The following is a 12,812-nucleotide window of genomic DNA, read 5'->3' as shown; positions in this document are numbered from 1 at the left end:
CTGCCGATGGTTGCGCGGGCGGCGCGGCGGGCATGGCGGCCAAGGTCAGCGCCGCTCCCGTGTGCTGGATCACGATCCGTCCGCGATCACGGGCAGGTGGGTGCCCAAAAAGCCGACCGCCCGGCTCCACACGGCGGCGGCCGCTTCGGGATGGTAGAACATCGGCGCCTCGTGATTGTGGAAGGCGTGCCCCGCCTCCTCGGCGACGTACACCTCCACGTTCGCCAGGTCGCGGGCCGCCTCCTCCACCACGGCGACGCGGTCGCGCGGGATGTACTCGTCCTTGCCGCCGAACACCAGCAGCAGCGGCGAGCTGATCGTGCTCATGTCGCCCGCGGCGGCCGGGACGGTGGAGCCGTAGAAGGAGACGACCGCGTCCATCGTGTCGGCCAGCGCGTAGTTGAGCCCGCCGCCCAGGCAGAAGCCCACGGAGCCCACCCCGCCCCGCACCTCCGGCAGAGTACGCAGATGGGAGAGGGCGAGTGCGGAATCGGCCACTCCCTGGGCGAAGTCGAAGTCGCGCGACAGGTCGAGCGCCTCGGCCACGCCCCGCTCGGAGTGATCGCCCCGCCAGTTCCGGCGGATCCGCCAGAACAGCTCGGGGGCCAGGACGACATAGCCCAGCTCGCTCAGGTCGCGCGCGACCTTCTCGATGTACGGGCCCACGCCGAAGATCTCCTGCAGGAGCAGGATCCCGGGGCCGGTCCCGGCGGCGGGCAGCCAGATGTAGGCGTCGAACGAGCCGTCGGCGGTGGTCAGGGTGTCGATGCGGGTTCGCATCCTCAGATGTTCCAGGCAGCCGCGGCGCCCCCGAATCCGTCAAGCGACTGGATCTTGCACCTGCCGCCGGTCAGGCACGCCCGGCGCGGGTGGCGTTCGTCGCCGCGGCGGCCAGCATCAGGACGGCGGCCAGGTAGGGCAGGCCGGCTGCCCCCCACGCCTCGAGGGCGAGTGCCCCCACCCCTCCGGACAGCGACACGGCCAGGTAAACGGCCGACTGGTAGAGCGAGGTGACCAGCCCGGCGCCTGGCCCGGCCAGGCTGATGACGAGATGTTGCTGTGGCGTCGTGACCGAGAACGACAGGAACCCGACGACCACGATGGTCACCACGGCCGTCCCGAACGTGCCGCGTCCGAGCGGGATGAGAGCGAAGGCCGCGGCCAGGGCGAGCATGACCGTCACGACCACGCGGCGGGGGCCGTGCCGGTCGGCGAGGTGCCCGGCGGTGAGGTTGCCGGCCGTTCCGGACAGGCCGTAGACCAGCAGCAGGACGGCCAGCCCCGAGCCGCCCGCCCAGGCGGGCGCGAAGATCTCGCTGACGTAGGTGTAGGGCAGGTAGATGCCGGTGAAGGCCACCACGGTGACGCCCAGCAGGGTGACGACGCGCCGGTCGCGTAGCGGCGCGAGGAAGGCGCGCAGGTCGCCGTCGCCCCGCCCGGCCGCCCCGGGCAGGCGCAGCCAGATGGCGGGGGCGGCGAGCAGGCCGAGCGCCGTGACCAGCCACATCGCGGTCCGCCAGCCGGCGAGGTCGCCGATCAGCGTGCCCAGCGGGGCGCCGAGGACCAGCGAGGATGTCACGCCGAGCATCACGAACGAGATCGCGCGGCCCCGTTCCCGCTCACCGGCCAGCAGCGCCGCCGTCGCGCTCGCGGTCGCGGTGAACAGCGCGGCTCCGGCGGCGGCGACCGCTCGCGAGCCGAGGACCAGGCCGTACGACGGGGCCAGCGCGGTGATCGCATTGCCCGCCGCGAACACCGCCAGAGCGGTGACGAGCACCCTCCTGCGCGGCCACGAGGCGGTCAGGGCGGCCAGCACCGGTGCGAGCACCGCGTACGAGGCGGAGAACACGGTCACGAGCTGGCCGGCGGCGGCCACGGTGACGTGCAGGGACGTGGCGACGGCGGGGAGCAGCCCGGCGACGACGAAGCCGTCGGTGCCGACCGCGAAGGCGCCGAAGGCCAGCACCGCGGCGTGGAGACGCCAGCGCGTGCGCGGGGCGGTGGGCGAGGGCGAGGTCACGATGCCTCCTCCGATATGCGTCGGAAACTACGACACTCATCGTAATAGAGCTACGATGGATATCGTAAAAGAGGACGGTCATCGGACATGAGAGGGGCGCGATGGAAACGTGGATGGCACAGCCCGACCTCGATGAGATCGACGTGGCCACCGTGCTGCAGGCGCTGGCCGACCCGATGCGGCTGCGCATCGTCCGGCTGCTCGCCGAGGTGGAGGAGTCCACCTGCACCGCACTCGATCTACCGGTGAAGGTCTCGACGGTGTCACATCACGTCAACATCCTGCGCCACAGCGGCCTGGTCTCCACCCGGATCGACGGCACCGCCCGCCCGAGCCGCCTGCGCCGCGACGACCTGGAGCGCCGCTTCCCCGGCCTGCTGTCCGCCATCCTCACCGCCACCCCGCCCAGACCCCAGCGGTGAGGCGGGCTACCGCTCGTACACCGGGTTCTCCGTCTGCGCCAGCGCCAACGCGGGAGTGAACACCGCACGCCAGGTGCCGCCCATCTTCTTCCGACCGCGGTGGATGCCGTAGGCGGTGCCGCCCCAGTACCACGGTCCGCCGCTGTCGCCGCCCCGCGTGCCCGCCTTGATCATCGCGGTCAGGCCGCACGCCTCACCCGAGCAGACGTTGACCTTGTAGACCTTGGCATGCTTGGAACCGGTCGTCCGGCCGAAGTTGGCGATCTTGATGCCCTTGACCGGACGCTTCACCTGGTCGACGTAGCGGGTCTTGTTGTAGTCCCAGAAGTACGTCCTGGCCGCGGTGTAGGAGCCGCGGGTGTACCAGGCGAAGTCGCCGAAGATGTTCTCGTTGCCGCCCTTCCACTTGATCGTGGTGTAGGCGGAACTGCCGTGATTCAGGTAACGCAGCGTCCGTCCCCGGCCGCAGTGCTCGGCGGTAGAGACGCCGTAGCCGCCGTCACGTAACTTGACGGTGAACGCGGTGGTGCAGATTCCGTCGTCAGGGAGATCCAGGTAGCCGCCGCCTCTGATGTACGCCTCGGTGGCCTGCTCGATCTGGTCGACAACGGTGATGTTGACCTGGATGGGGGAGCCGGGCACGGGGGCCGGCTGCAGATCGCCCTTCAGGTGTTGCCGGGCCGCCGCGGTCAGCCCCGCCTGCGGCTGTACCTCGATGGTCACCACGCCGGTCTCGACGTCGTAGTCGCCGCCGGTGTCGGCGACGAGGTCCGTCCGGGCCCGGATGCCGTAGTAGGTGTCCGTCAGCGTCCTGTTCAGCTCGGCCTCGGAGAAGCCCCACGGCGGCGCCGGCGTACTCGTCCGGATAGGTGTCCTGCAGATGGTTGGCGAAGGTGACGAAATCCTCCTGCCAGCCGTAGCGGGCGGTGGCCTCCTCCAAGGTGAGGCCCTCGTCGGCGGCGACGGTGCCCAGATCCTGCGCCAGCGCCGCCTGCTCGTCAGCGATGGTCGCGACATCCTCGGGCTCGGCCTGCGCCGGGCCCGTGGACAAGGACAATCCCGTGACGAGCGCCACGGTGATCGTCAACGTACGACAAGGCATGGGTTTCCGGCCTTCCTCGAGTCGTTGTTGCCGATGGTCGGCGAACGCACGGGTGAGGCGAATCAGTCACGCGACGGTATTTGCGCGAGCTCACCGGCGCTCGTCCGGCGCGTGCCCCCGCAGCAGGCCGGGCGCGACACAGGCGAGCACGCCGGCGGCCAGGGCCGCGAAGCCCGTCAGCGCGATACGCGCACCGATGTGCTGGGTCGCCACGCCGAGCCCGATCACCGGGATCGACATGCCCACGTAGGCGGCCAGGAACAGCGTGGCCAGCACGCCCGCCCGGTCGCGCCCGTCCTCCGCCTGCGCCGTCCCCGCCGCCACGCTGACCTTGAACAACAATCCCGCGCCGCCCCCGCACAACACCCCGCCGATCAGGAACGTCACCAGCTCCGATGCCCAGACGGCGACGGTTCCCAGAGCGAGCCCGCACCACAGCAGGACCAGGGACGGCACGACCGGGCGGGTGCGCCGCAACCAGGCCGAGGAGAGCTGGGTCGCCGTGCCCGCGGCCAGGACCGCGAACACCGCCGCGCCTGTGAGCGCGGGCGATCCGCCGCGGCCGATGGCGGCCAGGACCGCGGGCGTCATGCCCACATAGAGGCCCAGCACCGCGAACGCCAGCAGATTGCCCCACACGGCAGCCCAGAACACGGCCCTGCCCGACTCCGGCACCGCCGGCCGTTGCGGGCGGTATCGCCATCCGTTCGACATGGGCCTGACATCCGGCGCCAGCCGCAGCCCGCCGAGGCCCAGGGCCAGCAGCGCCGCGTAGACCAGATAGGGCAGGACGAGCGGCGCCGGTCCCCACTGCGCCAGGACCCCGGACATGAGCGGCCCGGCGGCCAAGCCCCCGAAGTTGGCCGCCGTCCCGGTCCTGGCCGCCCGGTCCCGGCCCGCACCGGCATACAGGTCGGCCAGGAAAGCGCTGGCCGCAGGGGTGAGGAGACCCACGGCCAGCCCGGACAGGACTCGCGCGATCAGCAGCCCCGCCAAGCCCGGCCACAGCACGAACGCCGCGACGCCGAGCGCCTGCACCACCACCGAGACGACCAGTACCGGCCGCCGCCCCGCGCGATCGGACACTCGGCCGGCCAGCAGCAGGCTGGCCAGCACGCCCACCGCGTACACGCCGTAGACCAGCGTCGCGGTCGAGACGCCGAACCGGTCGCGCTGCTGGTACAGCGGATACAGCGGCGTGGGCACGGTGTTGGCGGCCATCCCGGCCGCGTAACAGGCGCTGACCGCCGCCACGGGCCGCCACGTTCTGGACACGGCACCCACTGTGGAGACATCATCGATCTCCGTCCAACATGAAAACCCGATGAGCTGAGCAGAAACAGAGATGGACTTCCGCAGGTTGGAGCACTTCGTCGCCGTCGCCGAGGAGCTGAACTTCACCCGTGCCGCCGCCCGCCTGCACATCGTGCAGTCCGGCGTCTCCTCCTCCATCAAGGCGCTGGAACGCGATCTCGGCCTGGCGTTGTTCGTACGCACCACCCAGCACGTCGAACTCACCCCCGCCGGTCACGCCCTGCTCCACCAGGCGCGGCGCATCCTCGACGACGTCGCCGCCGCCCGCCAGGAGCTGGCCCGTATCCGCAGCGGCCTGACCGGCACACTCAATCTCGGCATCCTGTACGGTTACGCGCCCACCGGCATCGCCATCCACCTGGCGCGATTCCGCGCGGGGCACCCCCAGGTCGCCATCCACTTGCAGGGCACGGGCGCGCACGATCTCGCCGACCACGCCCAGCGCCTGCACGACGGCGACCTCGACCTCGCCTTCCTCCTGGTGACCTCGGCCCTGCCCGGCCTCGTCCTGCACCCGATCGGCACCGAGACCATCCTGCTGGCCTGCCACCCCGGCCACCCCCTGGCCGGGCGCGACACCGTCGGGCTGGCGGAGCTGACCGCCGAGAACACGATCGACTTCCCCCTCACCTGGGGCGTGCGCTCCGCCGTGGACGCCGCCTACGCCGCGGCCGGTCTCAAGCGGCGGGTCACCTTCGAGATGAACGACCTGTCCACCATCCTCGACCTGGTCCGGCACGGGCTGGGGATCGCGTTCGTGCCCGGGTTCCTGGCCCGCGACGCGTCCGGCGTGCGGTTCCTGCGGGTACGTGACCTCCCGGCCGAGTTCGAGGTCGCGCTGGCCGCCTCCGCCTCCCGCCCGCTGGGCCCCGTCAGTCACGCCTTCCTCGAAACGGTCCTGCGGCCGGGGTCCCTGAGACCAGTCACGTGACAGATTCGCCCGCCCCGGTCTCTGGGGGAAGGTTCCTGCATGCATGCCGCGCCCGCCGAAACCCGCGTCGAGGATCCGGATTCATGGCGGATGTGATCGTCGACCCCCGGGTGCCGCCGAAAGACGCCCAGTCGCTGAGGGAGAGCCGGGACGTCCTGCTCAAGTCGCGCCGGGGCTGGACTCCCGGGCTGCGACGACCGTCCCGACGCAGCGAGTACCTCATGATCGTGGCGTTTGGCTTGGCGGCCCTCCCCGGCGTGCTGCTGATTCTGGGGCTCACGGGCCTGGGCCTGTTCCTGCTGCCGCTCGTGCCGCTCGCCTTCTGCCTGTTGATCGCGTCTCTGATCGAGTGTTTCCGCCGGCCGAAGGATGAGGATGACGAGTTCGAGCACGAGCGGAAGTTGTTCTCGCTGCTGCGCTGCTACGAGGGCCACTATGTGCTCGTCGAGGATCTCGACGCGTCCGCCGGGCGCCTGCTGACCCGCGCCCGGCGCGCCATCTTCGTCGTCACCGCCTCCGAGGTCAATGCCAAGGGCCTGCTCGATGACGTGCGCAACGCGGTGATGCTGCCCGCGCAGGAATGGGAGATCGCGCGCCTGCTGGCCAAGCTGTCGGCCGTGCGCGCCATGCACGGGGCAACCGTCTCGCAGGGGCTCACCCCCGAGGCCGAGGCTGCGGTCATGCCGCTCACTCGTGCGCTGGACCTGAGCGAGAAGGCGGTGCTGGCCCGCGTGGTGGCACTCGAACGGTACGCCGCCCACGTGTCCGAGGCCGACCGCGCGTTCCAGGCCCGCCTTCAGGTCGAGGAGCTGCGCGGGCGGGTGCACCAGTACGAGGAACTGGTGGCCGAGACGGGGGCCGACGGGTTCGCCGTACCGGAGCTGGAACGCCTGGCCGTGGACGCCGGCCTGCTGGAGCGGGCGCTGCGGCGGAGCATGGCCTCCGCCCAGGAGGTCTTCGGCCACCTCGACCCCGAGCCCTCCGCCCTCAGGGAAAGGAGCGGCTGGAGCGGGACCAAGGGTTGACCTACAGGAGGCGGCCCTGATGTCTGGCGTCACTGGTGCGAGCGACGCGCTCGCGTACACGGCCACGGCCGGTCAACAATGAGGAGAAACGTGCCAAGAAGAATGTCCCTGTTCACCACCGCCCTCGTGGCGATGGCAACGCTGTTGACCGCTCCGATGGCGGGAGTGGCCGGCGCGGCGACGACTGGAGAGGACGTCACCGACGAGATCGGCAGGCGCGGCATCACTTGGGGGCCGTGCGAGGAGGAGCCGAGCGTCGAGTGCGGCACGCTGGCCGTGCCGATCGACTGGTCCCGGCCGTACGGGCCGACCGTCAACCTGGCGCTGGCCCGGCGCAAGGCCACCGACCCGTCCGCCCGCATCGGGTCGCTGCTGACCAACCCCGGCGGGCCGGGCAACTCGGGGGTCAACGACATCCTGCGCCCCTCGGGCTTCAGCGAGGAGATCCAGCGGCGCTTCGACATCGTCAGCTACGACCCGCGCGGCGTGGCCCGCAGCGGCTCGGTGACGTGCTCGGCCGCGGTCTACAACGAGATGCCGTACCCGGTCATGACCAGCCAGGCCGACTACGACCGGTGGGTGGCCTTCGACCGCAAGCTGCGCGATGACTGCCGCAAGCGGACCGGCCCGCTGTACGACCACCTCGACTCGGTCAACGTGGCCCGCGACATGGACGCCATCCGCGCCGCGCTCGGCGAGAGCAGGCTGACCTCCTACGGCGTCTCCTACGGCACCCTGGCCCAGCAGATGTACGCCGAGCTGTTCCCGCACCGCATCCGCGCCATGATCCTGGACAGCAACATGGACCACAGCCTGGACGTCAAGGCGTTCCAGGTCACCGAGGCGGCCACCGTCCAGGACAGCTTCGAGGAGTTCGTCGCCTGGTGCGAGCGCGACACCGAGTGCGTGCTGCACGGCCGCGACGTGCGCGCGCTGTGGAAGAGCCTGCTGGACAAGGCCGAGCGCGGCGAGCTGCTGTGGCCGGGCGACGGCCGCCCGGTGCCGGCCCACAACCTGCTCTGGCTGGGCGTGATCATGAACGAGGCGCCGTCCTGGCGGCTGGAGGCCCAGGTGCTGCTCGCCCTGGACGGCGGCCCGGTGCCGGACGACATGCCGGGCCCGCCCGGCAACTGGCAGGTGGGCGGCGAGACCGCCGAGCTGCCGACCGCGATCCTGTGCCAGGACTGGAACCTGGGGCTGCGCGACTACGCCCACTACGCCGAGGTGATGAGCGCCTCCAACGCGGTCGCCCCGGACCTGCGCTACAACCCGATGCCGATGGGCGACATGCCGATCTGCCAGGGCCACCCGGTCGGCAACCCGCAGCACCGGCTGCGCTACCTCGGCAGCACCCCGCTGCTGGTGGCCACCTCGAAGCACGACCCCGACACCCCGTATGAGTGGTCGGCCAACGTGGCCCGCCAGCTCGGCTCCAAGGCCACGCTGCTCACCTACGAGGGCTGGGGCCACGGCGTGTACGGCATGACCGAATGCACCACGAAGGTCATGGACACCTACCTCATCTCACCGGCCACCCCCGTCACCGGCAACCGCTGCCCGGCGGAAGAGCCCTCAAGGCTTGCCCGGGCTGCGGCGATCCGCGGGATGCACCTGTGGTGAACCAATCGATCAGAGGTTCTGTGCCAGTGTTCAGCTCTCTCACCGGCACCATCGTCGCGCCGGGCGGCACCCTCGAACTGCGCGACGTCTTCATCAGCACGGGCGAGGCAGCGTTCAGCCATCGCGGCGAGCTGAACACCGGCGCGGGCCGGCAGCCCTCCGACGAGCAGACCTTCCGCAGGATCGCCGCAGGGTAGCCGCGGCCTCCAGGCATCGGCCGTACCGCGATTCGCCTCCTCGCACAACACCCCCGGCCGGAGAACGCTCTTCAGTCATGAATTCAAGGCCCGGGATCGAGGAGCCGCTCACATGTCACCACGGGCAGGGGCCGCTGCCGTGCGTTCCCGATGGTCGGGTGTCGCACGACTGTCGGTGGCCGCGGCGGCGGCCGGTGTGATCGTCGCCGCCATGGGCCTGCCGGTGGTCGGGGGCTCCGGGGCGCTGTTCGTCTCCGCGTCGGAGAGCCTGGACATCAGGCCCGAAGAGTTTGCCGAGCCTCCGCTGGCGGAACGCACGACCGTCCTGGACGCCAAGGGCAACGAGATCGCCTGGTTCTGCGAGCAGTACCGCGAAAGCGTCACGCTCGACCAGGTGGCGGCATCCTGTCCGGCGTGTTCACCAAGGGCACGATGCGCGGGGTCGGCGGCATCGGCCGGCCCGCCGCCGGCAAGACGGGCACCACGGACGCGCAGGCCACGGCCTGGTTCGCCGGGTTCACCCCGGACCTGGCGGGCGCGGTCAGCATCGGCGACCCGCGAGGCGCGCAGGACCACAAGCTGAACGACGTCACGATCGGCGGCCGCTCCTACGGCTCGGTCTTCGGCGCCACGATCCCCGGCCCGATCTGGAACGACACCATGATGGCCGCGCTCAAGGGCACCCCGAAGACCCCGTTCACCCCGGTCAACAGCGCCCGCTTCGGCGGCTGCGGCTCGAGCTGCCGACCGGTGCGGCCCGCCGTCCCCCGTGATGAGCCCCATGACGAGGGCGGTGACGACGGTGCCGGGCGTGGTGGCGAGGGCACGGCCTCGCCAGCGACAGATGACGGAGGATGACGGACGACTCCGGTGACGGGCAGGGCCTCGGGACCAAGACCGCGAGCGGCACAGCCGGGTCGCGGGGCGAGAGCCGGGCGCCTGTCCAGTCATCCGACGGGTTCGCACGTTTCGGGGCCATCGACGTGCTGGACGACAACGCTGGACACGGCCATCTCGCGGCTCTCGAAGAGGGCGGTGACGCCAGCACGCGCATGCTGTTCGCCACCAACTTCTCCAGCCCGATCGCCCTGATCAAGGCCGTCCTGCGCGCCAGGCGCGCCCGGCGTGCAGGGGTGATCGTCAACATGTCGCCGTTCACCGCGCGCATACCGATTCCCGGCACCGCCTGCTATGCGGCCAGCAACGCGGCGCTGGAGGGCGCCTCGTACGCGCTGGCGGAGGAGATCGCCCCGCTCGGCATCAACGTCATGGCAGTGGAGCCGGGACGGGTCCGCACCGACTTCGCCGCACGCTCCATCGTGCGCTCGGTCACCACGATGGACGACTACGCCCAGACGGTGGCAGGTACACCAACCACGCCGTCAGTACCGCTGGTGCCCAAGCCCGGGGACCCGGCCCGTGCGGCCCGCGTCATCATCAAGGCGGTCGAGGCGGACGAGCCCGTCCCTGCTGCTGCCGGCGAGCGCGAGCCGGTGGGCCTGCGTTCAGTTCGTGCGGCGTGACCAGTGGAGCGCAGTGACGGCGACCGCGGCGAACAAGGACAGGTGGAGCAGCACGCTGGCTGAACGGCTATGGGTGCTGGATGCGGACCTGGAAGCGGTATTCGATCGGCTCAGCCACGATCACCTCTTCGCCTCGCTGGGGACCTTCCCCGCTCGGTAGCTGGCCGGCCGGTGGCTCAAGATACGCCGACGACCTGCTGGTCTTGTGTCACTCTCGTAACAGGCTGAGCTGGTCACGACGTGCCTGGCCGTCTGGCCCGATTCCCGGGGTCTGGCCTTCAATGAGGCGAAGACGCCGATCGCCCACCTGGACGACGGGGTGGACGGTGGACGGTGCTCGATGACCTCGCCCGAATGCTCAAGGGGCATGGGGCCGGCGACGTCACGATCGAGCGTTCGCGAGCAGCCCGGCAGGAGACCGGCGGCAAGTTCCGCAGGGTCGTCCCGCTGGCGCGGGAGCGGGCCTGCCGGGCACCGGCTACCCGAGCTTCTCCAGGGGAACGGCGCTGACGCTGAACGGCAGCTCGGGTTGCCCGTCGGGGTCCTGGTCGAGCTGCGCGTTCACCACCAGCAGCCGGTTGTAGAGGAGCGCGGCGGTGGTAGGGAAACGGAAGGTGGTGTCGGTGTAGGAATGCACCACCCGCGCCTTGACGGTGCCCAAGGTGAGGGTGTCGAGCCGGTCCGGGGCGGAACGCGTGACGACCAGCCGCTTCCCCGTGAAGGTGAGGCCGTCACCTCCGGTCAGCGGCCCCTGCTCGACCGGCACCTCCGTCACCCGGCCGCCGGGCAGGGCGATGGCGAACAGCTTGCCCGTGTTCGACTGGACGGTGAGCAGTGAGCGCCGCCCGGGGGCGAGGGCGATGCCATTGAGGTTGAAGCCCTCTTGGTAGCGCACCGTCGTCCGAGTCAGGTCGAGGAAGCGTTCCGCGGAGGCTGGCGTGGCGGACGGCCGGATCTGGCCGGCCGGCAAGCGCCACAGCACCGGCGTGCGGGAGTCGGTGAAGTACGCGTTCCCCGCGGGGTCCAACGCCACGTCGTTGACCAGCACGTCCTCCCTGAGGCCGGTGTCGAAGCGGCGGACCAGGGATCGGGTCCTGGTGTCGTAGACCCACATCTGGCCGGTGGCGCCGCCCGCCACGTACAGCCGACCCCGCGGGTCCAGGCGCAGGCCCTGCGCTTGCGTGCGCCCATCGGCGCCGCCGGGCAGGAAGACCTCCAGTCGCTGGTGACCGGCTCGGCCGCGGTAGATGGTGCCGTCGTAGGCGCTGCTGACGTAGAACACGCCGCGCGCCTGGTCGGCGACGACTCCTTCGGGGAAGACCCGCTCACCCGCGATCGTGTACGAGAAGGTGTACCGGCGGGGGTCGGCATGGGCGGGACCTGCCGACACGCCCGCCAACACCGCTGTCAACGCGGTGGCCGCCGTCACCCGCCATCGCCTCAGAGTCTCCACGAGACGAGTACGCTACGCTGCGGCGGGCTCGCGCGAATCCGTTCGATGACTGGCCGGGTACGGGCCTGTGCGAGGCCGTCTCTCCGTGATGTGGACGGTCCGGCCGATCAGTGGGCGACGACGAACAAGATCTACAAGGTAAAGGCGGTCGCTTTGGTGAACTGACAGCCAACCGTCAGTGCACAGCCCGCGCCAGAAGCCGCCCCATCAAGGCAGAGCAGGGACAGCGGGTGCGGCGTTCGTCCAGCCGGCGTGCAGGACGAGATCAGTGTTGTCGACGCCCGGTCGTTCGGCCTTTTGCGCGTCCGAGAGCAGGACCATGCCGGCGGTGTCGACGATCAGCCGCCTCGTGATCTTTCCCTGCTTGTCCTTCGGACCGGTGGCCTGCCGCTGGTCGATCGACAGGGCGGTGCCGTTCCTGCCCAGGTCGTCGCCTGCGGCGCCCTCGGCGTGCACGCCGGGCAGCGTCAGCAGCACCTGGTAGGCCGCGGCGCGGACCTGTTTCGGCGCCGGGAGGCGGTAGAGCAGTTCGGGCAGCGTGCTGGTGACGCGGACGTCGATCTCCCCGCCTCCTTGCACCTGGACAGCCTTGGTCAGCCACGCCTTCAGCGCGGCCGGGTCGGCGGGCAGCCGCTGCACCTCCTCGTACGTCAGGTACTGCCCTGCGAGGAAGAACTGGGTGTTCTGGCCGCGTATCGGGGTGACGTGGCCCCTGGTCGGCCGGGTGGACAGCACCACGGTCTGGCCCGCCACGTCGCGGGTCCACTTGGCGGGCGAGCCGTCGCGCCGCCAGGCCTCGCGGTCCTTGGCGCTCTTCTGGTATGCCGCCGCTTCGCGGTACCCGGTCCAGCCCCTGCCGTCCGTGGTGTGCCACTGCTCGATGAGCCGCTGCTGAACCACCCAGTACGGGTTCGCGCGGCTGCCCACTTGCCGGAAGTTGTCGCGGCGGGACAACACCCTCGTGTGCCAGTACGTGCCCTCCGGCGTCGATGCGGCCGCCAGCCGCGTCACTGGTGCCTCGGCCAGTCCCGGCAGCGCCGGCGGCGCGGCGGCAGCCACCGCCAGGCACGTCCCGGCGACGATCAGCCGCCGCCCCGATGCGGTCGCCAGCTTCATGTGCATCCTCCGTGGTTGCGAGGTAACGCCTCTCACTACGCTCGGGCGCCCCTGAAGGTTGCCTGTGACACACGAGCAACCTTGCGGAC

General features: G+C 70.8%; 13 protein-coding genes. 7 read left to right on the top strand and 6 right to left on the bottom strand.

Going from position 1 to position 12,812, the window contains the following annotated elements; all coding sequences use genetic code 11:
• Window positions 1-69: 69 nt before the first annotated feature.
• Both HCN51_RS36205 and HCN51_RS36200 read right to left on the bottom strand, forming a co-directional pair.
• Entirely contained in the window at window positions 70-780 is a 711-nt protein-coding gene (locus HCN51_RS36205) for a dienelactone hydrolase family protein (RefSeq protein ID WP_168015979.1), read from the bottom strand.
• Window positions 781-850: 70 nt separating this feature from the next.
• On the bottom strand, window positions 851-2,020 hold the full coding sequence (locus HCN51_RS36200) for an MFS transporter (protein WP_206068295.1): 1,170 nt from the start codon (window positions 2,018-2,020) through the stop codon (window positions 851-853).
• A gap of 113 nt (window positions 2,021-2,133) precedes the next feature.
• Between HCN51_RS36200 and HCN51_RS36195 the strand changes: the two genes are divergently transcribed.
• A complete protein-coding gene (locus HCN51_RS36195) occupies window positions 2,134-2,442 on the top strand; it encodes an ArsR/SmtB family transcription factor (protein WP_240973605.1) in 309 nt (102 codons plus the stop codon).
• A 6-nt stretch (window positions 2,443-2,448) separates the two neighbouring features.
• On the opposite strand, the gene HCN51_RS36190 is transcribed toward HCN51_RS36195, so the two are convergent.
• On the bottom strand, window positions 2,449-3,165 hold the full coding sequence (locus HCN51_RS36190; protein WP_168015975.1) for a chymotrypsin family serine protease: 717 nt from the start codon (window positions 3,163-3,165) through the stop codon (window positions 2,449-2,451).
• 469 nt (window positions 3,166-3,634) lie between these two features.
• On the bottom strand, window positions 3,635-4,819 hold the full coding sequence (locus HCN51_RS36185) for an MFS transporter (protein ID WP_168015973.1): 1,185 nt from the start codon (window positions 4,817-4,819) through the stop codon (window positions 3,635-3,637).
• Between the two features lie 70 nt (window positions 4,820-4,889).
• Between HCN51_RS36185 and HCN51_RS36180 the strand changes: the two genes are divergently transcribed.
• The 6 genes from HCN51_RS36180 to HCN51_RS36155 all read left to right on the top strand — a co-directional run bounded on the left by HCN51_RS36180 (window position 4,890) and on the right by HCN51_RS36155 (window position 10,154).
• A complete protein-coding gene (locus HCN51_RS36180) occupies window positions 4,890-5,789 on the top strand; it encodes a LysR family transcriptional regulator (protein ID WP_168015971.1) in 900 nt (299 codons plus the stop codon).
• Window positions 5,790-5,872: 83 nt separating this feature from the next.
• On the top strand, window positions 5,873-6,814 hold the full coding sequence (locus tag HCN51_RS36175) for a hypothetical protein (protein WP_206068294.1): 942 nt from the start codon (window positions 5,873-5,875) through the stop codon (window positions 6,812-6,814).
• Window positions 6,815-6,904: 90 nt separating this feature from the next.
• A complete protein-coding gene (locus HCN51_RS36170; protein ID WP_168015969.1) occupies window positions 6,905-8,434 on the top strand; it encodes an alpha/beta fold hydrolase in 1,530 nt (509 codons plus the stop codon).
• 26 nt (window positions 8,435-8,460) lie between these two features.
• Window positions 8,461-8,631: a hypothetical protein gene (locus HCN51_RS36165; RefSeq protein WP_168015967.1), complete on the top strand. Its 171-nt coding sequence runs from the start codon at window positions 8,461-8,463 to the stop codon at window positions 8,629-8,631.
• Window positions 8,632-9,045: 414 nt separating this feature from the next.
• Entirely contained in the window at window positions 9,046-9,489 is a 444-nt protein-coding gene (locus tag HCN51_RS36160) for a hypothetical protein (RefSeq protein WP_428981563.1), read from the top strand.
• Window positions 9,486-10,154, top strand: a complete 669-nt coding sequence (locus HCN51_RS36155; RefSeq protein ID WP_168015965.1) for an SDR family NAD(P)-dependent oxidoreductase — start codon at window positions 9,486-9,488, stop codon at window positions 10,152-10,154. Before HCN51_RS36160 ends, HCN51_RS36155 begins: the two co-directional genes overlap by 4 nt.
• A gap of 478 nt (window positions 10,155-10,632) precedes the next feature.
• Here HCN51_RS36155 and HCN51_RS36150 read toward each other — a convergent pair whose 3' ends face one another.
• Window positions 10,633-11,607, bottom strand: coding sequence for an SMP-30/gluconolactonase/LRE family protein (locus HCN51_RS36150; RefSeq protein ID WP_168015963.1), 975 nt, complete (start codon window positions 11,605-11,607; stop codon window positions 10,633-10,635).
• 207 nt (window positions 11,608-11,814) lie between these two features.
• On the bottom strand, window positions 11,815-12,723 hold the full coding sequence (locus HCN51_RS36145) for a hypothetical protein (RefSeq protein ID WP_168015961.1): 909 nt from the start codon (window positions 12,721-12,723) through the stop codon (window positions 11,815-11,817).
• Window positions 12,724-12,812: the final 89 nt, after the last annotated feature.

Origin of the sequence: Nonomuraea composti (assembly GCF_012034275.1) — a bacterium.
GTDB lineage: Bacteria > Actinomycetota > Actinomycetes > Streptosporangiales > Streptosporangiaceae > Nonomuraea > Nonomuraea composti.
The sequence above is the reverse complement of the archived record's forward strand: the minus strand, read 5'-3'. Positions and strand labels throughout refer to the sequence as shown.

Coding starts and splice junctions, on each gene's coding strand:
- HCN51_RS36205 (WP_168015979.1), bottom strand. CDS start 780: ATGCGAACCCGCATCGACACCCTGACCACCGCCGACGGCTCGTTCGAC.
- HCN51_RS36195 (WP_240973605.1), top strand. CDS start 2,134: ATGGCACAGCCCGACCTCGATGAGATCGACGTGGCCACCGTGCTGCAG.
- HCN51_RS36180 (WP_168015971.1), top strand. CDS start 4,890: ATGGACTTCCGCAGGTTGGAGCACTTCGTCGCCGTCGCCGAGGAGCTG.
- HCN51_RS36175 (WP_206068294.1), top strand. CDS start 5,873: ATGGCGGATGTGATCGTCGACCCCCGGGTGCCGCCGAAAGACGCCCAG.
- HCN51_RS36155 (WP_168015965.1), top strand. CDS start 9,486: ATGACGGACGACTCCGGTGACGGGCAGGGCCTCGGGACCAAGACCGCG.
- HCN51_RS36145 (WP_168015961.1), bottom strand. CDS start 12,723: ATGAAGCTGGCGACCGCATCGGGGCGGCGGCTGATCGTCGCCGGGACG.